The following is a 26,792-nucleotide window of genomic DNA, read 5'->3' as shown; positions in this document are numbered from 1 at the left end:
GACCTTACGGGTCCTGTTTTTTTATCTTCTCGTCACCGGACAAAGCGATAATCTTGCTCCCGCAGGCGAGAATGCCCTAGTATCGGCAGAAAGCCGTATCCACACGCTATGCCTACAGGAGGAGAAATGGCTGTTAAACCTGAGGTAATTCTCGGCGATATTACGACACTTGATGTCGATGTGATTGTTAATGCGGCAAATCCCTCGCTGCTGGGTGGTGGCGGAGTAGACGGGGCCATCCACCGGGCGGCCGGTCCCGCGCTGCTGGCGGCTTGCAAGCAGGTGCTGCAGCAGCAGGGCGAATGCCCTCCCGGGCATGCGGTAATTACTATTGCCGGCAATCTGCCGGCCAGCGCGGTGATCCACACCGTGGGCCCGGTCTGGCACGGCGGCGACCGCATGGAGGCGCAAACCCTGGCCGATGCTTACAAAAACAGTCTGCAGTTGGCCTCGGCAAACAACTATCGCTCCATTGCGTTTCCGGCGATAAGCACCGGCGTGTATGGCTATCCGAAAGAGGAAGCGGCGGCGATCGCCGTGCGCACCGTCACCGCGTTTCTCACTCGCTATAATCCTCTTGAGCGCGTCCTGTTCGTCTGTTTTGACGAGGAAACGGCGGCTATCTATCGCCGCCTGCTGGCGTCATACCCCTGATTCAACAGAATAGGCTATGATAACCGCCAGTCTTGACGGGAATGATGGGTAGCAGGAGGGAGCAGGGTGTCAGAAGGAAAAGTCCAGCAGAAACAGCAGGCGCGCCGCGCGGAGATCGTTGTCGCCGCGCAAAAATGTTTCGCTGAAAAGGGGCTGCACGGCGCTTCCGTCGCCGATATCGCCCGGGAAGCGGGCCTGAGCGTCGGTCAGCTATATCGCATTTTTGCCAGCAAGGAAGCGATCATCGAAGCGATTGTTAGCAAAATCGTCAACGCCAGGGTCGGGGAGATGATCGATGAGAACCACAATCTGGCGCGTAAAGCGGCGGTTTTGGCTGGCAGGATCCCGACGTCGGCAGCCACCAAAAGCGATAATTATCTGCTGATGGAGATCAATGCCGAGGCCTCGCGTAACCCCCGCTTGCGTGAGATCCTGATGCAGGCCGATCGGCGGTTTAAAGAGGAGGGCGGTCGCCTGTCGCAGCGCTACCATCCCGGGCTCAGCGATGCGCGACGCAATGCCGCATCAGAGCTCATCGCCGTTCTGACAGAGGGGGCAGCCTACCGCTGTGAGCTGAGCGCCTCCACCCCGGTCGATAAGGCAGATTTAGAAGCCCTGTACAATATGATTTTCGACCGGCTTTTTGACGAGCAGGCATAATACGGCACGCCTGGCGTGCCGCACAGGCTAATGGTTAGCTGGCCGAGGCTGGGGTTTTGGCCGGTTTGTTCATCGGTTTACCGGAGAACAGGAAACGCAGCAGCGGAATGCGCAGATGAATTTCATACAGGATCAGGGCAATACCCACCACAAAAACCAACCCGCCAATAAAGCCTAAGGTATTGGACTTAATGGCCGGGGTGATCCACGCCCCGTACAGCAGCGTCAGCGGATGGTGCACCAGGTAAATAAACAGCGAAGCATTGACGAAATAGGTTACGCGCGCCGACTGGAAGTTCAGCAGGCGATGGCCGAGCGAAAAGACCACATTGACCATCCACAGCCCAAGCACCATGGTGATCACCGATTCCGTTTCATACATCCAGCCGTCGCCGGAGCCGTACTGCTGGTTCAGCCGGTAGGCGATAAATCCCAGCAGCGCCGCTGCGCAACACCATGGTGACGGGGTGGTAAACATCGCCTTCAGCCGCGGATTAATAAAGGTCTGCGCCCCCAGCACAAAGAAGGGAAGATAGAACAGCGTCTGCATCACCACAAAGTTAAACAGACCATTGCTAAGCAGCGGCGGGTAAATCAGGAACAGCGATCGGCGGATCAGCGCGTAAAGCACCCCCAGCGCAAGGAAAATCATCGTTAGCTGGCCCATAGTGACAGTGTCACCAAAGGCTGAGGCACCCCCTGCCGGGCGGCGCGTCAGCCATTTAAATAGCACCACGCCCAACGAGGTCAGCACCACCAGCACCAGTAAAAACCACAGGTGGGAAATAAGCTCCCACGCCAGGGTGTTAAATTTGTCGTACCCGGAAAGGGTGTGCCAGTTTTCCGCCTTGCCGTTGACGTACTGCAGCATAATAAACTGCGGCAGCGTCAGCAGTGGGATAGCGGTCAGCAGCGGAATACCGACCCGTTCGACGCGCACTTTCCACCACTTTTTCAACGGGTAGCGCAGGAACAGCATGTAGGAGAAATAGCCGGAGATGACGAAAAAGACCTGCATCCGGAAGGCATGGATGAAGTCATTAAACAGCGTCAACCACCACGAGGGCTCAGCGCTGTTGACATGCCAGCTGTGGCTGGAATAAATCAGCGAAATGTGGAAAGGGATCCCCAGCAGCATCAGCCAGGCGCGGATGCTGTCGAAGAAATATTCACGCTGTACCGGAGTATTATTCATACGATTCACGACAATCTCAGATAATTCGTCTTATCACTCAAGATGATAACGCTTACATTATCAGCAACCCTACATGAACTCGGGGTACCTGTCTCCAGGATAAGCACGCAAAGTGCAAACGGGATAGCGAACTGTTTATTCCCTGCGCCGCTACGCTGAACAAAGCAGGGATTATGTTGTCGGATTGCCTGAGTTTCCATTAAAATAGATCGGATCGATTTAAGCACACAAAGGGGGAAGTGCTTACTTATATGAAACATAAACCACAGATGATGAAAATGCGTTGGTTAAGCGCAGCCGTAATGTTGTCCCTGTGTACTTCATCTGCATGGGCATTTAGCATTGATGACGTTGCAAAAGAGGCCAAAACGTTAGCCGGGAAAGGCTATGAAGCGCCGAAGAGTAACCTGCCCTCCGCTTTCCGCGACATGAAATACGCGGATTACCAGCAAATTCAGTTTAATCACGATAAAGCTTACTGGAATAACCAGAAAACCCCATTCAAGCTTGAATTTTACCATCAGGGTATGTACTTCGACACGCCGGTCACCATCAATGAAGTGACGGCCACCAGCGTGCGCAAAATTAAATATAGCCCGGACTATTTTAACTTTGGTAACGTTCAGCACGATAAAGACACGGTGAAAGACCTCGGTTTCGCCGGCTTCAAAGTACTGTATCCGATCAATAGCAAAGATAAGAACGATGAGATCGTCAGCATGCTCGGTGCCAGCTACTTCCGCGTGCTGGGTCAGGGTCAGGTTTACGGCCTGTCCGCGCGTGGCCTGGCTATCGATACCGCGCTGCCGTCCGGCGAAGAGTTCCCGCGTTTTCGCGAGTTCTGGATCGAGCGTCCTAAAGCCACCGACAAACGTCTGACTATCTATGCGCTGCTGGACTCCCCGCGGGCAACCGGCGCTTATCGCTTTGTCATCATGCCGGGACGCGACACCGTGGTAGATGTCCAGTCCAAAGTTTACCTGCGTGACAAAGTGGGCAAACTGGGCGTGGCGCCGCTGACCAGCATGTTCCTGTTCGGTTCCAACCAGCCTTCTCCGGCGCTTAACTATCGTCCGGCGCTACACGACTCCAATGGTCTGTCGATCCTGGCCGGTAACGGCGAGTGGATCTGGCGTCCGCTGAACAACCCGAAACACCTTGCCGTTAGCAGCTATGCGATGGAAAACCCGCAAGGGTTCGGCCTGCTGCAGCGCGGCCGTCAGTTCTCGCGCTTCGAGGATCTCGACGATCGTTATGACCTGCGTCCGAGCGCCTGGATCACCCCGAAAGGGGAGTGGGGCAAAGGGAAAATCGAACTGGTTGAAATCCCGACCAACGATGAAACCAACGATAACATCGTGACTTACTGGACGCCGGATCAGCTGCCGGAGCCGGGCAAGGAGATGAACTTCAAGTACACCATCACCTTCAGCCGCGATGAAGACAAGCTGCATGCGCCGGATAACGCTTACGTTATGCAGACCCGCCGCTCTACCGGCGACGTGAAGCAGTCGAACCTGATCCGCCAGCCGGACGGCACCATTGCTTTCATTGTCGACTTCACCGGCGCCGATATGAAAAAACTGCCGGCGGATACCCCGGTCGCCGCCCAGGCGAGTACCGGCGATAACGCTGAAATCGTTGAAAATACCGTGCGTTACAATCCGGTGACCAAAGGCTGGCGAATGATCCTGCGTTTGAAGGTGAAAGATCCGAAGAAAACGACGGAAATGCGCGCCGCGCTGGTTAACGGTGATGACACGTTGAGCGAAACCTGGAGCTATCAGCTGCCTGCCAATGAATAAGATAACAAAGTACATTGACGCATTGCCGCTGTCGGACGCCGAGAAATCGGCGCTGCCGGACACCAGCCTGCAGGCCGTTCATCAGGCCCTGGATGACGACCATCAGACCTTCGCCCGCGAAGACGACTCCCCGCTGGGGTCGGTCAAGGCACGGCTGGCGCACAGCTGGCCGGATTCGCTGTCTGGCGATCAGCTGGTGAAGGATGATGAAGGCCGTACTCAGCTGCATGCGATGCCTAAAGCCAAGCGCTCCTCGATGATCCCGGACCCGTGGCGTACCAACCCGGTCGGCCGCTTCTGGGACCGTCTGCGCGGACGCGATGTCACGCCGCGCTATCTCTCCCGTCTGACGCAAGAAGAGCGCGAGAGTGAGCAAAAATGGCGTACCGTCGGCACCATTCGTCGCTATATCCTGCTGCTGCTGACGCTGTCGCAGACCGTGGTAGCCACCTGGTATATGAAAACCATTCTGCCTTATCAGGGCTGGGCGCTGATCAACCCGGCCGACATGGTGGGGCAGAACCTGTGGATCTCGTTCATGCAGCTGCTGCCGTACGTGTTGCAGAGCGGCATTCTGATCCTCTTCGCGGTGCTGTTCTGCTGGGTTTCCGCCGGCTTCTGGACCGCGTTAATGGGCTTCCTGCAGCTATTGATCGGCCGCGATAAGTACAGTATTTCCGCCTCGACGGTCGGTGACGAACCGTTGAACCCGGCGCACCGTACGGCGCTGATAATGCCGATTTGTAACGAAGACGTTGACCGCGTTTTCGCCGGCCTGCGGGCGACCTGGGAGTCGGTGAAAGCGACCGGTAACGCCGCTCATTTCGACGTCTATATCCTCAGCGATAGCTATAACCCCGATATCTGTGTGGCTGAGCAAAAGGCGTGGATGGAGCTGATTGCCGAAGTGCAGGGCGAAGGGCAGATCTTCTACCGCCGCCGTCGTCGTCGAGTGAAGCGTAAGAGCGGCAACATCGATGACTTCTGCCGCCGCTGGGGCAGCCAGTATAGCTATATGGTGGTGCTGGACGCTGACTCGGTGATGACCGGTGAGTGTCTGAGCAGCCTGGTGCGCCTGATGGAAGCGAACCCGAATGCCGGGATCATCCAGTCTTCCCCGCGCGCCTCGGGCATGGATACGCTGTATGCGCGTTGCCAGCAGTTTGCCACCCGGGTGTACGGTCCGCTGTTTACGGCGGGTCTGCACTTCTGGCAGTTGGGGGAGTCCCACTACTGGGGCCACAACGCCATAATTCGCGTGAAGCCGTTCATTGAGCACTGCGCGCTGGCGCCGCTGCCGGGCGAGGGCAACTTTGCCGGGTCGATCCTGTCGCACGACTTCGTCGAAGCCGCGCTGATGCGCCGTGCCGGCTGGGGGGTGTGGATTGCCTACGATCTGCCGGGCTCCTATGAGGAGCTGCCGCCGAACCTGCTGGACGAGCTGAAACGCGACCGTCGCTGGTGTCAGGGCAACCTGATGAACTTCCGCCTGTTCCTTGTCAGAGGGATGCACCCGGTTCACCGGGCGGTGTTCCTTACCGGCGTGATGTCCTACCTGTCGGCGCCGCTGTGGTTTATGTTCCTTGCCCTGTCGACGGCGTTGCAGGTGGTGCATGCCCTGACCGAACCGCAGTACTTCCTGCAGCCGCGTCAGCTGTTCCCGGTGTGGCCGCAGTGGCGGCCTGAGCTGGCCATCGCGCTGTTCGCCTCGACCATGGTGCTGCTGTTCCTGCCGAAGCTGCTGAGTATTATTCTGGTGTGGTGTAAAGGGCCGAAAGAGTACGGCGGATTTATCCGCGTCACGCTTTCACTGCTGCTGGAGGTCCTGTTCTCGGTCCTGCTGGCGCCGGTCCGTATGCTGTTCCACACGGTCTTCGTGGTCAGCGCCTTCCTCGGCTGGGAGGTGGTATGGAATTCGCCGCAGCGTGATGATGACTCCACGCCGTGGGGGGAAGCCTTTATGCGCCACGGCTCGCAGCTGCTGCTGGGGCTGGTGTGGGCGGTCGGGATGGCATGGCTGGATCTACGCTTCCTGTTCTGGCTAGCGCCGATTGTTGTCTCGCTCATCCTCTCGCCGTTCGTGTCGGCGATTTCGAGCCGGGCGACAGTGGGCCTGCGCACCAAGCGCTGGAAGCTGTTCCTGATCCCGGAAGAGTATTCGCCGCCGCAGGTGCTCAAGGATACCGATGCGTACCTGACGATGAACCGTCAGCGTTCGCTGGACGATGGCTTTATGCACGCGGTGTTTAATCCGTCGTTTAACGCCCTCGCCACCGCAATGGCCACTGCGCGCCACCGTCAGGGTCATATCCTGGAGATCGCCCGCGAGCGCCATGTCGAGCAGGCGCTGAATGAAACGCCGGATAAGCTGAACCGCGATCGCCGACTGGTGCTGTTGAGCGACCCGGTAACCATGTCGCGTCTGCACTATCGCGTATGGGCCGCGCCGGAGAAATACTCTTCATGGGTGAACGCCTATCAGCAGTTGGCGCTTAACCCGCTGGCGCTGAAAACGAAATAAGCCGCACGTTAAGGAAAATACCGGCAGCGATGCCGGTATTTTTTTATCTGAAATACGAGGATGTGGATGCGAATACTACCGATCATTGCCATGGCGCTGCTGCTCAGCGGCTGCGGCAGCATTATCAGCCGTACGGTGCCCGGGCAGGGGCATGGCAATCAATATTACCCGGGCGTACAGTGGGATGTTCGCGATTCGGCATGGCGCTATCTCACCATTCTCGACCTGCCGTTCTCGCTGGTATTTGATACGCTTCTGCTGCCTCTGGACGCCAGCCACGGACCCTATAACTGATTAACGCTCGTCCCACTCGTCGGCTGCCGTCTGCCCCTCTTCGGTGTCCAGCGAGGGCTCGAGCTGAAATTCGCCTTCATCCCATTCGTGGAGCGTATTTTCCTCCAGCCACTCCTGACGCAGCTCTATCTCATCATAATCCCCGTCGAAGACGCTCTGCGCGGCTTCGCCGCTGAGCATCGGGAGGCATTCGCCTTGTTCCTCTTCGTCAGCAAAAAATTCGGCCTGCCAGGCGATATCGCCATCCTGCAGCACATACTTTTGAATGTTGAGCTGCTCAACGTTGGCGCTCTCTTCATCGCTGTCAGGGTTGTTGGCGAGAAATTCTTCACGTGCTGCATCAATAGCTTCTTCAAGCGTGGCGTAGAACATCGAATCCTTTGGCATAGCGAATCTCCTGAGAAGAATATGAATTGAACACGATTCAATCTATAGAAGGCGGTACGCACGGCGTCAAGGGACAGAGCCACTCTCGACGTTAATTTACTGAATGCGAAGTATCCGCGGCTGGCCGACGCAGGCTGAGGGTGGAGTAGATCGCATTAAACAATACCACCCCTGCGGTGACCAGAAATACAGCGCGGAAGCCATAGTTAGCGGAAACCGACGCGCCAATCAGGGGGCCGGTAACGTTGCCAATATCGCGGAACGACTGGTTATAGCTGAAGATTCGCCCGGAGATCTGACTGGTGGAGTTGTACACCAGCAGGGTTTGCACCGCCGGCAGCAGCGCGCCGTCCGCGGCGCCGAGCAGGAATCGCAGGATACCTAACTGCAGCGGGGTCTGAACGAACGACATCGGGATCAGGAGTAGCACCGAGATAATCAGCGCCACGATGAGGATTTTTTCCGGCCCGATGCGATCCCCCAGTTTGCCCAGCCGCGGGGCGCTCATCAGCGCGGCAATGCCCGGCACCGAGGCGATCATTCCGCTGATAAAGGCGATGTTACTGACGTTGCCCGCGAGATCGCGTACATAAAGCGTCAGGATCGGCGCAATGGAACCGGTGGCCACCTGGATTATCAGCGAGGTCACAAACAGGCTGAGCACCAGTTTGGGATTCTGCAGCGAGGAGAACACCTCTCTGGCACTGAGCATCTCTTTCCTGGCGATCGGCACAAAATTTTCGCGGATTAAAAACAGGGTAAACAAGAAACAGATAAATAGTACCGCCGCGGTCATAAAGAAGACGGTGCGCAATCCCCAGTGGTCGGCCAGGAAGCCACCTGCCAGCGGGCCGAGCAGGGCGCCGCTTACCGCGCCGGTAGACAGTGTCCCCAGCGCCCAGCCGCTTTTATGGCGCGGGATCTGGGTGGCGATCAGGGCGTTGGCGTTAGGAATAAAACCGCCCAGCAGGCCGAGCAATGCGCGCAGCAGCAGAAACTGCCAGATATTCTGCGCCATTCCCATCAGCATCATCACGATGGCCATCCCGAGGGCGGAACGCAGCAGCATGATTTTTCTCCCCTTGCGATCAGCAAGCCCCCCCCAGAACGGCGAGGCGATGGCAGAGAAAAGAAAGGTAATACTAAAGACCAGCCCGGACCACATGTTCAGGGCGCTATGCCCGGTGACGCCGAGCTGTTCGACGTAGAGTGGCAGAAAGGGCATGACCAGGCTGAAGGCGGCGCCGGTTAAAAAGCAGCCAAGCCAGGTCACGGTCAGGTTTCGTTTCCAGTTAATGGGGGTTTCAGCAGACGACATAGGGTTCCACTGGCCTGCGCGGCAGGTCAAATTAAGAGAAAATATGAGCCTGCTAATTATGCGCCTGAGAAATAGATGCCGCAATGGAGGAGAGCTTTTAAAGCTAAAGGAGAGCCTAAAGCCTGAGCGGCGAAGCTTCCCGGCCGGGATGAGCGCGGCCGGGAAAAGGGATCAGTAGCGGGAGGGCATGCCTTCGGGGCGGGTTTTGAAGCGACGATGGAGCCACATATACTGTTCCGGGGCCATCATGATGCACTGCTCAACGATCTTGTTCATCCACGCGGCGGTGGTTTCCGCGTCGTCCAGCGGCGGGGAACACTCTGGCGGCAGGATAATCAGTTCATAACCTTTACCGTTCGGTTTGCGGCGCGGGACGAAGGGCACGATGCAGGCTTTGGACATTTTCGCCAGCATCCAGGTGCCGGAGGTGGTCGCCGCCTGGTCGACCGCAAACAGTGGGGCGAAGACGCTGGCGGTCGGGCCGTAATCGTGATCCGGTGCGTACCACACCACTTCGCCTTTTTTCAGTGCCCGGATCATGCCTTTCAGATCCTTACGGTCAATCATATCCTTGTTGGAGCGCAAGCGGCCCCAGGTCTGCAGCCAGTCGATCACCGGGTTGTCGTTGGGGCGATAGACGCCAATCCCCGGCTCGTTCATACCGAACATCCGCGCACCCATCTCGAGAGTGAGGAAATGAATACCGATCAGCAGAATGCCGCGCTGCTGCGCCTGCACATCGCGAATATGCTCAAAGCCGATGGTGTCGGTCCAGCGGGCGATACGGCGAACCGGCCAGAACCAGGCCATACCGGTCTCCATCAGCCCCATGCCCACCGATTCAAAGTTCATCACCACCATTCGGTGGCGTTCCTGCTCGCTTTTCTCGGGGAAGCAGAGCTCAAGGTTGCGATAGGCGATTTTCGCCCGGCGCTTCATAAAGCGCATGGCCAGACGGCCGATGGCGTTCCCGAGGCGGTAGATCAGCGGGTAGGGCAGTTGGACAACCAGCCACAGCAGGCCGATACCCAGCCACAGCAGCCAATAGCGCGGATGTAGCAGCGCCGGAGAAAATTTAGGCAAATGAGTCATTTGATACCCGTATCAGTGAGCAACGTCTTATATTATCGCATTTTTTTACCGGCCAGCCAAAGGCGGCGGCAGTCAGATCGTTTTGTTAAGCGGGGCGTGACCGGGTGAGAGAAATGTAGCGTAAAATGTAGGGATGTAAATTAATTAGCTTTGCTATATCATGCCCGCCGTTTATTTCCTCATTTCTATGTCGAGCAGGTACACCATGCCAGTGTTACACAACCGCATTTCAAATGAGACGTTAAAGGCGCAAATGCTGGCTGAAACCGAGCCGCGCACGACGATCTCATTCTATAAATATTTCACCATTGTCGACCCGCAGGCGACCCGCGATGCGCTGTGGGTTGCCTTAACCCAGCTGAAGGTCTTTGGCCGCATCTATCTGGCCCGGGAAGGGATCAACGCGCAAATCAGCGTGCCGCAAAGCAACGTTGAGGCTCTGCGTGAGTTTCTCTATGGCTTCGATCCGGCGCTGGCGGGGCTGCGTTTCAATATCGCCGTGGAGGACGATGGTAAGTCTTTCTGGGTGCTGCGCCTGAAAGTTCGCGATCGTATCGTCGCCGACGGCATCGACGATCCCTCGTTTGACGCCTCCAATGTGGGGGAGTATCTCAAGGCGGCGGAAGTCAACGCGATGCTTGACGATCCGGATGCCGTGTTTATCGATATGCGCAACCACTATGAATATGAGGTGGGCCATTTCGAAAACGCGCTGGAGATCCCGGCGGATACCTTCCGCGACCAGCTGCCGAAAGCCGTGGAAATGATGCAGGACCATAAAGACAAGAAAATTGTCATGTATTGCACCGGCGGCATTCGCTGTGAAAAAGCCAGCGCCTGGATGAAGCATAACGGCTTCAATAAGGTCTGGCACATCGAGGGTGGCATCATCGAGTACGCCCGTCGCGCCCGCGAGCAGGGGCTACCGGTGCGCTTCATTGGCAAAAACTTTGTCTTTGATGAGCGGATGGGCGAGCGGATCTCCAATGACGTTATCGCGCACTGTCATCAGTGCGGCGCGCCGTGCGACACCCATACTAACTGCCTGAACGATGGCTGCCATCTGCTGTTTATCCAGTGCCCGAGCTGCGCCGAGAAGTTTGCCGGCTGCTGTAGCGAAGCCTGCATGGAAGAGCATAAGCTACCGGAAGAGGAGCAGCGTAAGCTGCGCGCCGGGCGTGAAAACGGCAACAAAATCTTTAATAAATCCCGTGGCCGGCTGAATACCAAACTCGGGATCCTCGATCCGGAGCCGTCAGAAAAACCATAACCAGACGAGATCGATGATCGCCAGCAGCAGCCAGAGCGCCAGGTAGATCATAAAATGCTCGCGCACGTTGTTGACCAGCATATTAAACAGGCGACGCATAACCGCTCTCAATCACTAACGGCCTCAGCAGAGGCCGTTTCTTTACCCGACGGCAAAAGTGCCGCATTCCATTACGCGTTAAAGCGCGCCAGAGAAAAGGGGGCCAGATTGAAGCTCGATGCTTCGCCCTGAGCAAACTGACTGGCAATTTCGCCCAGCACCGGCGCAAACTTAAAGCCGTGGCCGCTCAGCCCGGTGATCAGCAGCGTGTCTGGCCTGCCTGGCAACGTATCGATAATAAAGTCCTCATCGACGGTATTGTCGTAGGTACAGGAGGCGCCGTGCAGGCAGCCGCCGATGCCAGGCAGGACGTTACGCAAAAACGGGAAGGATTCGGAACCATCGCTGGCGACAGCGCCAAACGCTACCCGTTCCTGCGGGGTGGAGATCGGCTGGCCGCCGTTATGCTTGCCAATCTTCAGTTCATTATCTTCCGCCGGGAAGCCGTAATATTGATCGCCGTTGGGCAACTCGCCGGTGAATGCCGGGAAATGATTTTTGCTGCTGTAACGGCCATCGGCCTGGTACCAGGCGAAGACCTTGCGTACCGGCTGGATGGGGAGATCCGGCAGCAGGCGGGTAACCCAGGTGCCGGCGCTGACCAGCAGCTTTTTACCATGATATTCACCGTCGAGGGTATCGATGGTGATCCCGTCAGCATGGTGATGAATAGCCGAGACCGGACAGTTGAATAGCTGCGCGCAGCCTGCTTCCCGCGCCAGTCGGATCCAGGTTTCGACGGCCAGTTCGCTGCGCAGTACGCCGGAAGCGGGTTCGAAAATCGCCCGATAGTCATCGGGGAGGCGTATCTCCGGCCAGCGCTGCATCACGGCCTGGGCATCAAGCTCTTCCACCTCAAGCTGGAACGCACGGGCGCTGGCGGCGACGTTGGCGAGAAAAGCGGAGCTGGCGGGGCCGAGGTTAATGACGCCGGTGCGTTCAAACACGGCTTCGCCACTGATCTCTGCCAGTTCATCCCATAGCTGCTGGGCACGCAGCACCAGCGGAACATATTTCTCACCTTCGCCATAGGCGTGACGGATAAGACGGCTGCTGCCGTGATGGCTGCCTTCCTGGTGGGGAGGTTGATGGGCATCGGTCATCAGAACATTGAGTCCGGCACGGCGCGCATAATAGCCAGCGGCGGCGCCGACGGAGCCGCTGCCAATAATGATAAGATCGTATTGCATGGTGAGTTCCGGGTAATTGCCTTGTTAGCAGGGTAATTAACTCCCTGTGCTTATACAAGCCCGAAAATAATTCAGGCACCCGCAGGTGCCTGTTAAGTTTAATGTTAAGTCATTCGCAAGCCGCGTTAATGTCGGCGGTACTCGTTTTCCTGGTATTCGCCAGATTCAATCTTCGCAATGCCTGCTTCCAGGATTGAAATAAACTGACGTGCGACGTCCGTCGTTAGCCATAGCGTCTGGCCGATCTCAGCATCATTACTGTTTTCTTGAGTGGGGTTCTGGTAGTGCAGGCGCAACATCAGCGCATCGTAGCTATCAACGGTGCTGATGTCCCATCCAACGAGGGGATGGGTCTGAATGACTTCATTATTTTTTTCCATCATAACCCCTTATTCATATGTTAAAAGACAACAATTCTCGAGGTTTAATGCATATTTTTTGAAGCAAGTTAATTATATCAGGGATCAAGAATAAACTCGAGAAATTAAATGAAAGGCAGCATGATTTTCTTCTTTTGCCGCTTTTTTACTCAAGATAAGCGCGTAAAATGGCCACTTTAGTCGATATTGAGCAGAATAATCAGGACTATTCTGAACAGAAGAGGGGATAAAAAAAGCCGGGGCGACCCGGCAAAAAAAGCACAATGAGGGAGCAAACCAGAGTAACTGGATCCCGCCATGCTTCAGGAGAGATCGTGGACAAACCAGTCGTCCGCGCTTTCCCATGTTTCCTGCAGGATTTCGCTTATCCGGTCTTTGTCTTCTTTCAGGGCGCCAAACACCGAGAGCTGATTACCGGTGGCGTAGCGGACGCTCACCTGGCTATCGATGGCCGGGAATTGCTCGGCGATACGGCGAGAGAGTTCGTTATTCAGCGCTTCCAGCGCGCCGTTAGGTAAGGCGGTCGTTTTGGCGATAGACACTTCAATGCGCATAATTGCCCCCTGCGTTTGATACTGGTTATTTATACAGTATCCGGTTGGCGTTGACAACAGGGGGCTGCGTTTTTATTTCTTCACGGTCCAGCGAACGGTTTCACCCGCCAGGAAGGGCACCAGGGTGTCATTAGGCAGGGCAATGCTGTCCACAACGGTCGTCTCTTCACGCACCAGTTCAACGTAGCTCTCATTGACCGGCAGACCGTAGAAGCGTGGGCCGTTCAGCGAGCAGAAAGCCTCAAAGTGCTGCAGAGCGTTCATTTCTTCAAACACCGTGGCGTAGCTGCCGAGGGCGGTCGGGGCGTTAAAGCAGCCGGCGCAGCCACAGCTGGCTTCCTTACGGTGGCGGGCGTGCGGTGCGGAGTCGGTGCCGAGGAAGGCGCGGCTGAAGCCGCTGGCGACCAGCTCCCGCAGAGCCTGCTGATGAATATTGCGTTTAAGTACCGGCAGACAGTACAGGTGAGGGCGAATGCCGCCCACCAGCATATGGTTGCGGTTGAACATCAGATGCTGCGGGGTGATGGTAGCAGCCAGCAGTTCATTACCGTCACGCACGTACTCGGCGGCGTCTTTGGTGGTGATATGTTCAAAAACCACTTTCAGGCCGGGCAGGCGCTGGCGCAGGGGCTCCATCACCGTCTCAATAAAGCGCGCTTCACGATCGAAAATATCAATCTCGGCGTGAGTGACTTCGCCGTGAACGAGCAACGGCATCCCCAGTTTTTCCATCCGCTCCAGCACTGGCATAATGGCGTCGGTGCTGGTGACGCCGTGGCTGGAGTTAGTGGTGGCATTGGCCGGGTAGAGCTTGGCGGCGGTGAACACCCCTTCGTTAAAGCCGCGTTCCAGCTCCGCTGGGTCGAGAGAGTCTGTCAGATAGCAGGTCATCAGCGGGGTAAAATCATGCCCGGCCGGCACGGCGTCCATAATGCGCTGGCGGTAAGCGATAGCCGCCGCGACGGTGGTGACAGGCGGCACCAGATTCGGCATCACGATCGCCCGGCCATAAAACTCACTGGTATAAGGCACGACGGTTTTCAGCATATCGTCATCGCGCAGATGGATATGCCAGTCGTCTGGGCGGCGGATTTTCAATACCTGGGATTGTGCTGTCATGGAAGGCTCCGGCTAATAGGTTCAGTCATCAGGGCTGTTTTTTGCCGGGCACTAAGGATAAGCGTAAACGTTTTCCTTTGCACTCATTTCCGTAAAAAATTCAGGGCGCCGTAGCGCCCTGGAGATTAATTGGTAAAGGGGATGACAATCTCGCCTGGCTTCACCTCTATACCTTTGGCGTATTTCTTCGCCAGCGCTTCGCCGGTGCTGGCGTCCTCACGCAGGACATAAGCCGGCTGCTGGCTGAAGTAGCTGCGCAGAGACTGATTCAGGTAGGGGAGCAGGGCCTGAATAACCGACTGCAGCTTCTCCGGCGCCACTTTGGCATCGACCACTTCCATTTCCTGCAGGAAGATGGCGCCTTTCTCTCGGTCAAAGGTTGGCAGCGCTTTGAGCTTCAGATCGATCGTCGCTTTCTGCGTGCCGAACAGGGAGTTAAGATCGACGTTGGCGATCCCGCTCAGGGTGACTTTGCCCGGCTCCTCGCGCCCGATAGCGCTGGTCAGGTTCTGCAGTTCGATATGGGCGTCGGCAACGCCTTTCAGACCAATATCTTTGGCGAAATGGTTTCGCTTCTGCAGGGCCTGGTTAATCTCCTGCTCGCTTACCGTGTATTGGGTCAGCTGATTACAGCCGCTCAGCAGGCCGCTGACAATTAGCGCGGCGGCGATCAATATCTTTTTCATGGGGTTCCTCAAGCTCATACCTTCCTTCATCCTGACACAAAGCATCATGATCTGTCAGCACCCATCGCGCCAGCAGAATAGGCTGAAAGCAGGAGAAACCGCCGCCGCGCGCATCAGGTGCGCGGCTCCAGCATACCGGAGGCAGAGCGTTTCGGACTGAATTGCCACCATAGCGCCAGGAAGGTGATAACCCCGATGGCGCCGAGCATCAGCCACGGCAGTTCGGGCTGGCCGACGGCTTTCCCGGCATCAAACAGCCAGCCGCCGCCCGCGTAACCCAGCGCGCCGCCGAAGGCGAGCCCCAGACGGCTGAAACCCATATAGCTGCCACGCGCCCGGGCGTCCGCCAGCGAAGCGCCCAGCGTCTCGCGGGCGGGTTCGGCAATGATAGAGCCGATGTAAAACAGGCAAATCAGGGTAAACAGCTGCTGTAAACTGCTGGTCATCCCGATGGGGAGCATGGCCAGGGTCATCACCAGCAGACCGGCCATCAGCCGGTGCTCAAGGCGGAAGCGTTTTTCGCTCCAACGGGCAATAGGATAGAGCAGGGTGAGCGAAATGGTGGCTTCGATGGCGTACATCCATTTCACTGCGGCCGGCGAGCCGGCGATATCATTCACCATGATCGGCAGCATCAGCATCACCTGTACCGCCAGCATATAATAGCCGGTTAGCGTCAGGACATAGGTGACGAAGCGTTTGTCCCGCAGCACCCGGCCCAGCCCCTCACGAATCGGCGTTTTCACCGTCGAGAGCTTCCATGCCGGCAGATACCAGGCGTTAAACGCGGCGCAGGCGATAAACAGCGCGGCGCCGGCGCTGCACACCAGGCGAAAATCATACTGCAGCAGCCAGCTGCCCAGCAGCGCGCCAATCACCGCGCCGGCGCTATCCTGCATCATCAGGATGGAGAAAAAGCGGCCGCGCTGATGCGGACGCACCAGCTTAACCACCAGCGCCGCCCGCGGCGGATCGAACAGTGTACCGCCGAGTCCGGAGAGTATGCACGAGAACCACAGCACCCACGGCTCATGGGCGACGGCCATCGCCGCGAAACCGCCGGCACGCATCAGCATACCGGTGACGATCATCGGTTTCGCGCCGAAGCGGTCGGCGATGGCGCCGCCAAAGATGCCTAATCCCTGCTGTACCAGCTGGCGCAGGCCGAGCGCAATGCCGACCATCAGCGCTGCCCAGCCCATCTGATCGACAAAGCGGATGGAAATCAGCGGAAAAACGACAAAAAAGCCCAGCACGACCAGCATGTTATCGACTAACAGGAAATATTTACCCAGGCTCCTTGCCTGCGAGACGCGGGACATTTCCCCTCCAGGGAAAAATAGAGATAAGCGAGGATATTCTGCGGGCAATCTGCTGCTTTTCCCAGCACCCTTGCGACAATATTTTTTTATCAAAAAGCAAGATCGATTGAGCCTATTCATCGAAAAGAGGAGATGGCGCAGAAAATGGTATGTTGCTGTTTTCACACTATCGTGCAGGAAAGGTATAGTGATGAAAGCAAGAGTGAAGTCAGGGGGACTGAAAAAGGAAATGTTTGGCTATCGCAGTAACGTGCCGAAGGTGCGTTTGACGACGGACCGGCTGGTGGTGCGCCTGGTTCACGATCGTGACGCCTGGCGTCTGGCCGATTATTACGCCGAAAATAAAGCGTTCTTAAAACCCTGGGAGCCGGTTCGTGACGACAGCCACTGCTATCCCTCCGGATGGCAGGCGCGTCTGTCGATGATCGCTGAGTTTCATAAGCAGGGGTCAGCTTTTTATTTCGCGCTGCTCGACCCTGAGGAAAAAGAGATCATCGGTGTGGCGAATTTCTCCAACGTGGTGCGCGGATCTTTCCATGCCTGTTATCTTGGCTATTCCATTGGCGAGAAGTGGCAGGGGCAGGGGCTGATGTTTGAAGCGCTGACGTCGGCGATTCGCTATATGCAGCGCACGCAGCATATTCATCGCATTATGGCCAACTACATGCCGCATAATCAGCGCAGCGGCGCGCTGCTGGCGCGGTTGGGGTTTGAAAAAGAGGGTTACGCCAAAGATTATCTGCTGATTGACGGGCAGTGGCGTGACCATGTACTGACGGCGCTAACGACGCCGGACTGGTCTGCGGGACGTTAAGGAGAGAGGATGAAATATCAGTTAACTGCGCATGAAGCGCGCGTCATTGGCTGCCTGCTGGAAAAGCAGGTCACTACCCCCGAGCAGTATCCGCTGTCGGTAAATGCTGTGGTGACCGCCTGCAATCAGAAAACCAACCGCGAGCCAGTGATGTCGCTGAGCGAAAGCGAGGTCCAGGCCCTGCTGGATACGCTGGTGAAACGGCACTATCTGCGCACGGTCAGCGGATTCGGTAATCGCGTCACCAAGTATGAACAGCGCTTTTGCAACTCTGAATTTGGCGATCTGAAGCTTAGCGCCGGCGAGGTTGCGGTGGTCACGACGCTGCTGCTGCGCGGTGCTCAGACGCCGGGCGAACTACGCAGCCGGGCGCAGCGGATGTATGAGTTCAGCGATATGGCGGAAGTGGAAAGCGTGCTGGAAGGGCTGACGACGCGCGAAGATGGCCCCTTCGTCGCCCGGCTGCCCCGGGAGCCGGGAAAACGGGAAAGCCGCTATATGCATCTGTTTTGCGACGATATGGACACGCTGATCACCACAGTGGAAGCTCTCGCGCCGCTGGACGATGACGGCGATCTGCGCGCCAGGGTTGAAGCGCTGGAGGGCGAGGTGGCGGAGCTGAAAGCGCGCCTCGATTCGCTGTTACACCATCTGGGAGACTAAAACGTGGGGACAAGATTGCGCATTGGGGTGGTCGGCTTAGGCAGCATTGCGCAGAAAGCGTGGCTGCCGGTGCTGGGGGCGGCGGAAAGCTGGACGCTGCAGGCGGCCTGGTCGCCGGGTAAAGAGAAGGCGCTGCGGATCTGCGAAACCTGGCGGATGCCATACGCTGATTCCCTCGATGCCCTGGCGGCACAGTGCGATGCGGTCTTTGTCCATACCTCGACGGCTTCACATTATGAAGTAGTGAATCACTTACTGAATGCCGGGGTTCATGTTTGTGTGGATAAACCATTGGCGGACAAGCTGAGTGAGGCGGAGACGCTGGTCGAGCTGGCGGCGCGACGTCGACTGACGTTGATGGTCGGTTTTAATCGCCGCTTCGCGCCGCTCTATCGGGAGCTGAAGGGGCGGCTGGGCGAGGCGGCCTCGCTGCGGATGGATAAACACCGTAGCGATAGCGTCGGCAACGATCTGCGCTTTACGCTGCTTGATGACTATCTGCACGTGGTGGATACCGCGCTATGGCTGGCCGACGGTCAGGCACGTCTGCGCGGCGGCGCGCTGAAGATCACCCCGCAGGGCGAAATGCTCTATGCCGAACATCAGTTCAGTTCGCCCCGGCTGCAGGTCACCACCAGCATGCATCGTCGCGCAGGCAGCCAGCGCGAGTGGGTGCAGGCGGTCACGGATGGCGGGCTATATGCCGTCAGCGAGATGCGCGAATGGCAGGAGGAGTGCGGTCATGGCGTGGTCCAGCGCCCGGTTGCCGGCTGGCAAACCACCCTTGAGCAGCGCGGCTTTGTCGGCTGCGCGCGCCATTTTATCGAATGCGTGCAAAATCAGACAGTTCCTGAAACTGCAGGCGAACAGGCGCTGCTGGCTCAGCGGATCGTTGAGAAACTGTGGCGCGACGCCATTAGCGAATAATCCATTGTAACAACTGACAGTAGTAATTCATGTTGAACCCGGTAGACTATCGCCACTTTCCAGCGCCCGCATTTGCGGGCGTTTTACTCCAGGGTTTGGAATAACAGCGTAATGAACCTTTTAAAATCACTGGCGGCAGTCAGTTCGATGACCATGTTTTCGCGCGTGCTGGGCTTTGCCCGCGATGCGATTGTGGCGCGTATTTTTGGCGCCGGGATGGCGACCGATGCCTTTTTTGTCGCCTTCAAACTGCCTAACCTGCTGCGGCGTATTTTTGCCGAAGGCGCCTTCTCACAGGCGTTTGTGCCGATCCTTGCCGAATATAAAAGCAAGCAGGGCGAAGATGCCACCCGCGTGTTTGTCTCATACGTCTCCGGGCTGCTGACCCTGGCCCTGGCTATCGTTACCGTTATCGGGATGCTGGCGGCGCCGTGGGTAATCACCATTACTGCGCCCGGCTTTGCCGATACCGCCGATAAGTTTGCGCTAACCACCCAGCTGCTGCGTATTACCTTTCCCTATATTTTGCTGATCTCCCTGGCTTCGCTGGTGGGGGCGATCCTCAATACCTGGAACCGCTTCTCGGTGCCGGCCTTTGCGCCGACGTTCCTCAACGTCAGTATGATTGGCTTTGCGCTGTTTGCCGCGCCGTATTTCCATCCGCCGGTGCTGGCGCTGGCCTGGGCGGTGACGGTCGGCGGCGTGCTGCAGCTGGCTTACCAGCTGCCGCATCTGAAGAAGATTGGCATGCTGGTCCTGCCGCGAATTAATCTGAAAGATGCCGGCGCGATGCGGGTGGTGAAGCAGATGGGGCCGGCGATCCTTGGCGTGTCGGTAAGCCAGATCTCCCTTATCATCAATACCATTTTCGCCTCATTCCTCGTGTCGGGCTCGGTGTCGTGGATGTATTATGCCGACCGCCTGATGGAGTTTCCCTCCGGCGTGCTGGGCGTGGCGCTCGGCACTATCCTGCTGCCATCGCTGTCAAAAAGCTTCGCCAGCGGTAACCATGACGAGTATTGCCGGCTGATGGACTGGGGACTGCGTCTCTGTTTTCTGCTGGCGCTGCCGAGCGCGGTGGCGCTGGGGATCCTCGCCAAACCGCTAACCGTGGCTCTGTTCCAGTACGGCAAATTCAGCGCCTTTGACGCGGCGATGACCCAGCGCGCGCTGGTGGCTTATTCCGTGGGGCTGATGGGCCTTATCGTGGTGAAAGTGCTGGCGCCGGGCTTCTATTCCCGTCAGGACATCAAGACCCCGGTCAAGATTGCTATTATCACCCTGATTATGACCCAGGTAATGAACCTGGCGTTTATCGGCCCGCTGAAGCATGCGGGTCTGTCGCTGTCCATCGGCCTGGCGGCCTGCCTGAACGCCGCGCTGCTCTACTGGCAGCTGCGTAAACAGAAAATTTTCACCCCGCAGCCAGGCTGGTTGGCCTTCCTGCTACGTCTGATTATTGCAGTGCTGGTTATGGCCGCGGCGCTGCTGGGCGTCATGCATCTCATGCCTGAGTGGTCGCTGGGGACGATGCCGTTCCGTCTGATGCGTTTGCTGGCGGTGGTTATCGCCGGGGTGGTAGCCTATTTCGCCACGCTGCTGGTGCTGGGCTTCCGCGTGAAAGAGTTTGTCCGTCGCACGGCGTAAGCGGTTGTGAGGGTAGAAAAACCCCGCTTCGCCGCAGGCGAAGCGGGGTTTTTTTTATGATGCGCTGCGTTCGGCAGCGAGGATGCGGGCATTCTCCAGCAGACGGATCGCCAGGGCTAGCGCGCCAGTGATCACTGCCAGCGTGACCACTCCGTTCCAGCCGGCCAGCACGTACAGCTTACTGCCCAGCACCGACCCCAGCGACATCCCGATAAACACCACGGTGAACAGCAGGGCGTTGAGGCGGCCGCGGGCCTGTGGCTCAAGGCCATATACCAGGTTCTGATGCGCCACCAGGCTTGACTGCAGGCCAAGGTCAAAGCCAATCGCCGACAGGGCAATCAGCGCCAACTGAGCGTGCACTGGCAGCAGCGGCAGCATAAACATCAGGGCAAAGGAGAGGGTGACCAGCGCCGCACCCATCTGTGTCACCTTACCGGCGCCAAATTTATCGGCCAGACCGCCGGCAAGCGGCGCGGCCAGCGCCCCGGCGGCCCCGGCGATACCGAAACCGCCCGCTACTGCGCTGCCCATGTGATAGTGTTCGGAGAGCATCACCGCCAGCGTCGACCAGAAGGCGCTAAAGGCGATAGAGAGCGCGCCCTGAGCTAGCGCGGCGCGGCGTAATGCCGGGTAACGCTGCCACAGATGCGCCATCGAGGCCATCAGCTGCGGATAGCTCAGCGTCGAGTGCACAGCGAAGCGCGGCAGGACGCGCCACATTACCAGGCCAATCAGCGCGACGCTGACCGCCGCCGCCTGATACATCACCCGCCAGCCGAATACGGCGCCCACCACGCCGCTGACCGTCCGGGAGAGCAGGATCCCCAGCAGCAGCCCGGTCATCACCGTGCCCACCATTTTTCCCTGCTTGCCCGCCGGGGCGAGGATCGCCGCCGCCGGGACGATATCCTGCGCCATGGTCGCCGCCATACCGATCAGCAGACTGACCACCAGCAATGAGCTGAGCTGGCCGGTGAGGCTGCACAGGAGCAGCAGGAGCGCCAGCAGCGCGCTTTTCACCAGGATCAGCCGGCGGCGATCGTGGCGGTCGCCGAGCGGGAGCAGGAACAGAATGCCGAGCGCATAACCCGCCTGCGTCAGGGTAGGGACCAGACCCATACCTTCTACAGTCAGGTGGAGATTGGCGCCCATCAACGGCAGCAGCGGCTGCGCGTAGTAAATAGAGGCGACGCTAAAGCCGGCGCCGAGTGCGAGAATGAAGATAATCCAGCCTGCGTCGCGGGTGGAAAGGGAAGTCGGTGTCATGTTCAATGCCTCATAGATGCGATGGGGCTATTTTTCCCTGAACGCGACTGGCGCGGTAGCCGGGCTGGTGGTAAAACGGTTATACGTAGCACGTATAGGCAAAAGGAAAATGAAAAGACAAGAGCGTATAGACCGCATTGAGCTGATGCGCACCTATATCCGCATCGTAGAGGCCGGATCGCTCTCCGCCGCCGCAGGGCAGATGGACACTACCCAGGCGACCGTCAGCCGCCGCCTGCAGTCCCTTGAAGGGCTGCTGGGGGTTAAGCTGATCCTGCGCACCACCCATGCGATGAAGCTCACTGACGATGGCGAACGCTGTTATCGTCACGCCCGTCAGGTGGTGGACGCCTGGCTGGCGCTGGAGGATGACCTGCGTATTGCCGACGATCGGCCGGTGGGCGTTCTGCGAGTGCGGGCGCCCCACGCGTTTGGCCAGCAGCAGCTGCTGGCGCCGCTGGTGGCATTTCTACAGCGCCATCCGCAGCTGTCGGTGGAGTGGATGCTAAACGATAATACCGTCGACTTCCTCAGCGATAATATCGACTGCGCTATTCGCGTGGGGGCGGAGGTGGATCCAGCAACGGTATCCGTACTGCTGGCGGAAGTGCCGCGCTGCGTAGTGGCTTCTCCTGAGCTGCTGGCGAAGTATCCGCCGTTAACCTCGCTGGAGGCGTTATCGGGCCTGCCATGGATCGCCATTAATACCTTTTATCAGCATGAGGTACGGCTCAGGCATCAGGCAAGCGGGCAGATTGTCTCTACAGCGATTACTCCCTGTCTGAGCACTGACAGTCTTTACGTCGCGCGCAACACCGCGCTGGCGGGGCTGGGGGTGGCGATGGTGTCCAGCTGGACGGTCGTGGAGGATATTGCCGCCGGACGGCTGATTGAGCTGTTCCCGCAGTGGCGACCCGCCTCGCTGCCGGTTCATCTGGTTTATCCCTGGGCGCGCTATTACCCGACACGCCTGCGTAAGTTCCTCGACCTGATGCGGGAGATCATGCCGGATCTCGCCGGGATGCAGCGTCCGCAAAGCGCATAAAAAAACCGGCCAAAGGCCGGTTTTTTTATTAAGCACGCTTACTCGACGGGCTGTGGGCGAGTCGGTTCAGCGGTGGCTTTATGGGTCGCGCTATGACCACCGGCGGCGCCTTTACCTTCAAAGGCGAACGGCGGGCGCACCCAGGTGCTGTGACGCGGTGCTTCCGGGACATAGTCCGGAGCTGGCGCACGGGTCATTGGCGCGGTGGCATGGCGATGACCCGCCACTACGACCGGCTTGCTCACCGGGGGCTCGGCTTTGACCGGTTCGGCAGGGGCCGCTTCGGTCACTGGCGCTTGCTCCACGGTTTCTGCGGCCGGGGAGATGGTTTCCACTGGCGCTGCAACGACAGGCGTCGTTTCCACCGCTTCAGGTTCTACCACCACCGGCTCGGCGTCGAGCGTCACTGGCGCGATAGCCTGAGGCGCTTCGACAGCCGGTGCTTCGGTGACCGGCTCCTGAGGCGCTGGCTCGACGGCTGCTGGCGCGACAACTTCCGCAGCATCAACGACCAGCGGCTCGGCGGCCGCTACCGGCTCGACGACTACCGGCTCAGCGGTTACTGGTTCCATGGTAGCCGGCTCGACGGTGACCGGCGCAGCGGTAACGGTTTCAACGACGGCAACCGGGGCCGCTACGGCCTCGACAGTTTTCGCGACGCTGGCGTCCTGAACCTGAACCTCTTCCGGCTGCTGATCCTGCGGACGAACCACCGGGTAGCGGATCCAGACTTTACCGGAAGCCATCTCCGGCGATGCGCAGGCTACGGTCAGCGGCATAGGCGACTGGGTCGGATAGCGTTCGTCACGATAGCGACGACGACGCTGACCGCTGACGCGCAGGTGACGCGGGGAGCGACGTGAGCGACGCGGCATACCGTTCGCTTCACGGGATTCGCCATTTTCGTCCTGGTCCGCAACGCTCTCCACCCCTGCCGGCAGCTCGGCTTTCACCGGCTCGCTGTGCGGAGCGATAACTTCAGCCACTACGGCTTCTGGCACGATCTCGGCAACTGGCTCGACGACAGCGGACTCAACGCGCACTTTCTGTGCCAGCTGGCGCGGTTTACGACGCGGCAGAGTTTGTACACGCTCTTCCTGCTCCGTCTCCTGCACAACCGGCTCTTCGCGAGTCTGCGCTTTGGCTTCCTGCTGCGCCTGACGTTTGTCGTCACTGCGGCGGCGGGTGCGTTCGCGGCGCGGCTGCTGCTCGTCACGGGATTTCGCTTTCTCCGCGTCGTCGCCTGAGGTTTGGCGAACATCACGGGCTTCCACGTTCTGCGACGGCTTCTCGCGACGGTTGCGACGGTTCTCTTCACGCGATTCGCGCGGTTCACGGCCCTCGGCATTGTCCGCACGGGTGTCGCGATTGTCACGGTTATCGCGGTTGTCACGATTGTCGCGGTTATCACGGCGGTCGTTGCGGTCGCGGCGGTTGTTGGCGCGCGGTTTACGACGCTCCTGCTGACGCTCCGGTTTTTCTTCCGCTTTCTTCTCGACCTGAACTTCAGCCGGTTTGGCCTCTTCGGCGCCAGAGAAGATATTCTTCAGCGCGCTGAAGAAGCGTGAGAGCAGGCCAGGCTGCGCCGGTGCGGCGGCCGCGACCGGTGCCGCTGCGGCGACAGGCGCGGCGGCAGGCTCTTCGAGCATCGGGGCTGGCGGCGCATCTGGCATGACAAAAGCGGCCAGGGCCGGCTGTTCCGGACGTTTCCGCTCCGCCGGCTCATCGTCGCCTGGCAGCGCCATTTCTTCTTCATGCAGCTTCGGCAGCAGATAGCTCAGCGTTGAGGTTTCTTCACCTTTGCGCACGCGCAGGACGGAGTAGTGCGGCGTTTGCATTTCGTCGTTTGGCACGATAATAACGCGCACATCGCCCTGACGGGATTCGATAGCGCTCACTGCGGCACGTTTTTCGTTCAGCAGATAGGAGGCGATCGGTACCGGAACAATGGCGTGGACTTCTTTGGTATTCTCTTTCAGCGCTTCTTCTTCGATCAGACGCAGAATAGAGAGCGACAGCGATTCGTTATCACGCACGGTGCCGGTGCCGGAGCAGCGCGGGCAGACGTGGTGGCTGGACTCGCCCAGCGACGGGCTCAGGCGCTGACGGGACATCTCCAGCAGGCCGAAGCGCGAAATATGGCTGATCTGAATGCGCGCCCGGTCCTGACGGACGGCTTCGCGCAGACGATTCTCCACGGCGCGCTGGTGGCGAACCGGGGTCATATCGATGAAGTCGATAACGATCAGGCCGCCGAGGTCGCGCAGACGCAGCTGGCGGGCAATTTCGTCAGCCGCTTCGAGGTTGGTATTGAAGGCTGTCTCTTCGATATCGCCGCCGCGGGTGGCGCGGGCGGAGTTGATATCGATCGCGGTCAGCGCTTCGGTGCTATCGATAACGATAGACCCGCCGGAAGGCAGGCGCACTTCGCGCTGGAAGGCGGACTCAATTTGCGATTCGATCTGATAATGGCTGAACAGCGGGATTTCACCGGTGTACAGTTTGATTTTGCTGCTGAAATCCGGACGACCCAGCGCGGCGATATGCTGGCGCGCCAGCTCAAGCACTTTCGGGTTATCGATCAGGATTTCGCCGATGTCCTGGCGCAGGTAGTCACGGAAGGCGCGGACAATGACGTTGCTTTCCTGGTGGATCAGGAACGGCGCCGGACGGCTTTCCGCGGCTTTCTGAATCGCTTCCCAGTGCTTCAGGCGGAAGCTCAGGTCCCACTGCAGGGCTTCGGCGGATTTGCCGACGCCAGCGGTGCGAACGATCAGGCCCATGCCGTCCGGAAGCTCCAGGCTCGCCAGCGCTTCTTTCAGTTCGGTACGGTCGTCGCCCTCGATACGGCGGGAAATTCCCCCGGCGCGCGGGTTGTTCGGCATCAGTACCAGATAGCTGCCCGCCAGGCTGATAAAGGTGGTGAGCGCAGCGCCTTTGTTGCCGCGTTCTTCTTTATCAATCTGCACGATAACTTCCTGACCTTCCCGCAGTACGTCTTTGATATTAGGACGACCATGCGCATTGTAGTTGGCGGGGAAGTATTCGCGGGCGATTTCTTTGAGGGGGAGGAAACCATGACGCTCGGCGCCGTAATCAACAAACGCGGCTTCAAGGCTGGGTTCAATGCGGGTGATTTTGCCTTTGTAGATGTTCGCTTTTTTCTGTTCGTGCCCGGGGCTTTCGATATCCAGGTCGTACAGGCGCTGCCCATCAACAAGGGCGACGCGCAACTCTTCCTGCTGAGTTGCGTTGATTAACATTCTTTTCATCGTAACTTACTCATTATTCTTACATTGACGACTAAGCTGCGGGCAGAGTAATGCCTTTCCGGGGGAAAACCGATGGCCTCGTGTCTGGTTCACGTCGCCAACCTCACGGTTGTCGCGCGCTTAAGAGGCGCAGAGTGTCGGTCGCCTGTGTTTCAAACGGAAACACAGCGCAATTATTCAGGGGAACAGCCTGGGATGTATCACCAGAGAATATTCCATTTATACTCGTCGTCTTTCGCGTTGCAGGCATGGTGGCTTAACCTGCTCACCTCGATCTGGCGATCCAGATGAGCTCCCGGGAGTCCCGGAGTTGACGCCTTCCTGCGACTTGAAATCCATAGAGCCTGTACCGGTAAGGACTGCAACCCGCAGCCCGCTAACTGTCTGAAAGATCACAACGTCTTACGCCATTGCTGCGTGGGCGATCGGTCAGACAAAATTGGTCATTCCGCTAATGTCTTGTTCTAACAAGATGCAATACGGAAAACGGTCTCATTATTCCATTGCTAACCTTGTTATAGCAAGTTGACTTTCACCTTTTATCACCCGGTTACTCACAGTTTTATCACCTGCCCATACAGATTGTTCTAATAACAAACAAAATGGCGG

The 26,792-nt window shown here is 58.2% G+C and carries 24 protein-coding genes; 11 read left to right on the top strand and 13 right to left on the bottom strand.

Translation table 11 applies throughout. The features are described 5' to 3' along the window. Positions 1–126: 126 nt before the first annotated feature. Together ymdB and ACR809_RS15990 are read left to right on the top strand one after the other, a co-directional pair. Complete coding sequence (ymdB, locus tag ACR809_RS15995; RefSeq protein ID WP_004176593.1) at positions 127–654, top strand: O-acetyl-ADP-ribose deacetylase; 528 nt, start codon at positions 127–129, stop codon at positions 652–654. 66 nt (positions 655–720) lie between these two features. Beyond that, positions 721–1,314 carry a TetR/AcrR family transcriptional regulator gene (locus ACR809_RS15990; protein WP_122051421.1) on the top strand — a complete coding sequence of 198 codons (594 nt, stop codon included), beginning with the start codon at positions 721–723 and terminating at the stop codon, positions 1,312–1,314. 34 nt (positions 1,315–1,348) lie between these two features. Here ACR809_RS15990 and mdoC read toward each other — a convergent pair whose 3' ends face one another. After that, on the bottom strand, positions 1,349–2,509 hold the full coding sequence (gene mdoC / locus ACR809_RS15985) for a glucans biosynthesis protein MdoC (protein ID WP_021469789.1): 1,161 nt from the start codon (positions 2,507–2,509) through the stop codon (positions 1,349–1,351). 251 nt (positions 2,510–2,760) lie between these two features. Here mdoC and mdoG point away from each other — a divergent pair, with 251 nt between their 5' ends. The 3 genes from mdoG (at position 2,761) to ACR809_RS15970 (ending at position 7,129) form a co-directional block, all read left to right on the top strand. Then, on the top strand, positions 2,761–4,314 hold the full coding sequence (mdoG, locus tag ACR809_RS15980) for a glucans biosynthesis protein MdoG (protein WP_004140751.1): 1,554 nt from the start codon (positions 2,761–2,763) through the stop codon (positions 4,312–4,314). Next, positions 4,307–6,835, top strand: a complete 2,529-nt coding sequence (mdoH, locus tag ACR809_RS15975) for a glucans biosynthesis glucosyltransferase MdoH (protein ID WP_002898967.1) — start codon at positions 4,307–4,309, stop codon at positions 6,833–6,835. Before mdoG ends, mdoH begins: the two co-directional genes overlap by 8 nt. 66 nt (positions 6,836–6,901) lie before the next feature. Then, positions 6,902–7,129 (top strand): YceK/YidQ family lipoprotein, encoded by a 228-nt coding sequence (locus tag ACR809_RS15970; protein WP_002898978.1) that lies wholly within the window; start codon positions 6,902–6,904, stop codon positions 7,127–7,129. Here ACR809_RS15970 and ACR809_RS15965 read toward each other — a convergent pair whose 3' ends face one another. The 3 genes from ACR809_RS15965 to ACR809_RS15955 form a co-directional block, all read right to left on the bottom strand. Then, on the bottom strand, positions 7,130–7,516 hold the full coding sequence (locus ACR809_RS15965) for a MysB family protein (protein ID WP_002898981.1): 387 nt from the start codon (positions 7,514–7,516) through the stop codon (positions 7,130–7,132). A gap of 91 nt (positions 7,517–7,607) precedes the next feature. After that, a complete protein-coding gene (gene mdtG, locus ACR809_RS15960) occupies positions 7,608–8,834 on the bottom strand; it encodes a multidrug efflux MFS transporter MdtG (RefSeq protein WP_002898984.1) in 1,227 nt (408 codons plus the stop codon). Between the two features lie 171 nt (positions 8,835–9,005). Then, entirely contained in the window at positions 9,006–9,926 is a 921-nt protein-coding gene (locus ACR809_RS15955; protein WP_032419104.1) for a Kdo(2)-lipid IV(A) acyltransferase, read from the bottom strand. A 205-nt stretch (positions 9,927–10,131) separates the two neighbouring features. Between ACR809_RS15955 and trhO the strand changes: the two genes are divergently transcribed. Next, a complete protein-coding gene (gene trhO, locus ACR809_RS15950; RefSeq protein WP_002898987.1) occupies positions 10,132–11,196 on the top strand; it encodes an oxygen-dependent tRNA uridine(34) hydroxylase TrhO in 1,065 nt (354 codons plus the stop codon). Here the strand turns inward: trhO and ACR809_RS15945 are convergent. From ACR809_RS15945 to mdtH, 7 genes are all read right to left on the bottom strand, one after another. Continuing rightward, entirely contained in the window at positions 11,182–11,295 is a 114-nt protein-coding gene (locus ACR809_RS15945) for a DUF2770 family protein (RefSeq protein WP_002898988.1), read from the bottom strand. The genes trhO and ACR809_RS15945 overlap by 15 nt on opposite strands. 71 nt (positions 11,296–11,366) lie before the next feature. Then, entirely contained in the window at positions 11,367–12,485 is a 1,119-nt protein-coding gene (solA, locus tag ACR809_RS15940) for an N-methyl-L-tryptophan oxidase (protein WP_002898990.1), read from the bottom strand. A gap of 125 nt (positions 12,486–12,610) precedes the next feature. Then, entirely contained in the window at positions 12,611–12,865 is a 255-nt protein-coding gene (gene bssS / locus ACR809_RS15935; protein WP_002898992.1) for a biofilm formation regulator BssS, read from the bottom strand. 302 nt (positions 12,866–13,167) lie between these two features. After that, complete coding sequence (gene dinI / locus ACR809_RS15930) at positions 13,168–13,419, bottom strand: DNA damage-inducible protein I (protein ID WP_002898994.1); 252 nt, start codon at positions 13,417–13,419, stop codon at positions 13,168–13,170. 72 nt (positions 13,420–13,491) lie between these two features. Further along, positions 13,492–14,538: a dihydroorotase gene (gene pyrC / locus ACR809_RS15925; protein ID WP_004176586.1), complete on the bottom strand. Its 1,047-nt coding sequence runs from the start codon at positions 14,536–14,538 to the stop codon at positions 13,492–13,494. Between the two features lie 125 nt (positions 14,539–14,663). Continuing rightward, positions 14,664–15,224 carry a lipoprotein gene (locus ACR809_RS15920; RefSeq protein WP_004150824.1) on the bottom strand — a complete coding sequence of 187 codons (561 nt, stop codon included), beginning with the start codon at positions 15,222–15,224 and terminating at the stop codon, positions 14,664–14,666. A 113-nt stretch (positions 15,225–15,337) separates the two neighbouring features. Further along, a complete protein-coding gene (gene mdtH, locus ACR809_RS15915; protein WP_002899096.1) occupies positions 15,338–16,546 on the bottom strand; it encodes a multidrug efflux MFS transporter MdtH in 1,209 nt (402 codons plus the stop codon). Between the two features lie 229 nt (positions 16,547–16,775). Between mdtH and rimJ the strand changes: the two genes are divergently transcribed. The 4 genes from rimJ to murJ all read left to right on the top strand — a co-directional run bounded on the left by rimJ (position 16,776) and on the right by murJ (position 20,597). Next, a complete protein-coding gene (rimJ, locus tag ACR809_RS15910) occupies positions 16,776–17,360 on the top strand; it encodes a ribosomal protein S5-alanine N-acetyltransferase (RefSeq protein ID WP_002899099.1) in 585 nt (194 codons plus the stop codon). A 9-nt stretch (positions 17,361–17,369) separates the two neighbouring features. Beyond that, positions 17,370–18,023, top strand: a complete 654-nt coding sequence (locus ACR809_RS15905; RefSeq protein WP_004179323.1) for a YceH family protein — start codon at positions 17,370–17,372, stop codon at positions 18,021–18,023. 15 nt (positions 18,024–18,038) lie between these two features. Continuing rightward, on the top strand, positions 18,039–18,950 hold the full coding sequence (locus tag ACR809_RS15900; protein WP_004140718.1) for a Gfo/Idh/MocA family protein: 912 nt from the start codon (positions 18,039–18,041) through the stop codon (positions 18,948–18,950). Between the two features lie 111 nt (positions 18,951–19,061). Next, complete coding sequence (gene murJ / locus ACR809_RS15895) at positions 19,062–20,597, top strand: murein biosynthesis integral membrane protein MurJ (protein ID WP_002899104.1); 1,536 nt, start codon at positions 19,062–19,064, stop codon at positions 20,595–20,597. Positions 20,598–20,651: 54 nt separating this feature from the next. Here the strand turns inward: murJ and ACR809_RS15890 are convergent, their stop codons facing one another. Beyond that, on the bottom strand, positions 20,652–21,866 hold the full coding sequence (locus ACR809_RS15890) for an MFS transporter (RefSeq protein WP_004176581.1): 1,215 nt from the start codon (positions 21,864–21,866) through the stop codon (positions 20,652–20,654). A 16-nt stretch (positions 21,867–21,882) separates the two neighbouring features. On the opposite strand from ACR809_RS15890, the gene ACR809_RS15885 reads away from it, so the two are divergent. Then, positions 21,883–22,911, top strand: a complete 1,029-nt coding sequence (locus tag ACR809_RS15885) for a LysR family transcriptional regulator (RefSeq protein ID WP_004218670.1) — start codon at positions 21,883–21,885, stop codon at positions 22,909–22,911. A gap of 38 nt (positions 22,912–22,949) precedes the next feature. Here the strand turns inward: ACR809_RS15885 and rne are convergent, their stop codons facing one another. Next, complete coding sequence (gene rne / locus ACR809_RS15880) at positions 22,950–26,183, bottom strand: ribonuclease E (protein WP_040251837.1); 3,234 nt, start codon at positions 26,181–26,183, stop codon at positions 22,950–22,952. Positions 26,184–26,792: the final 609 nt, after the last annotated feature.

The sequence above is a fragment of the Klebsiella sp. CD33 genome (genome assembly GCF_051992865.1).
In the GTDB taxonomy this organism is placed as follows: Bacteria; Pseudomonadota; Gammaproteobacteria; order Enterobacterales; family Enterobacteriaceae; genus Klebsiella; species Klebsiella pneumoniae.
This window is presented reverse-complemented; position numbering and strand designations above follow the sequence as displayed.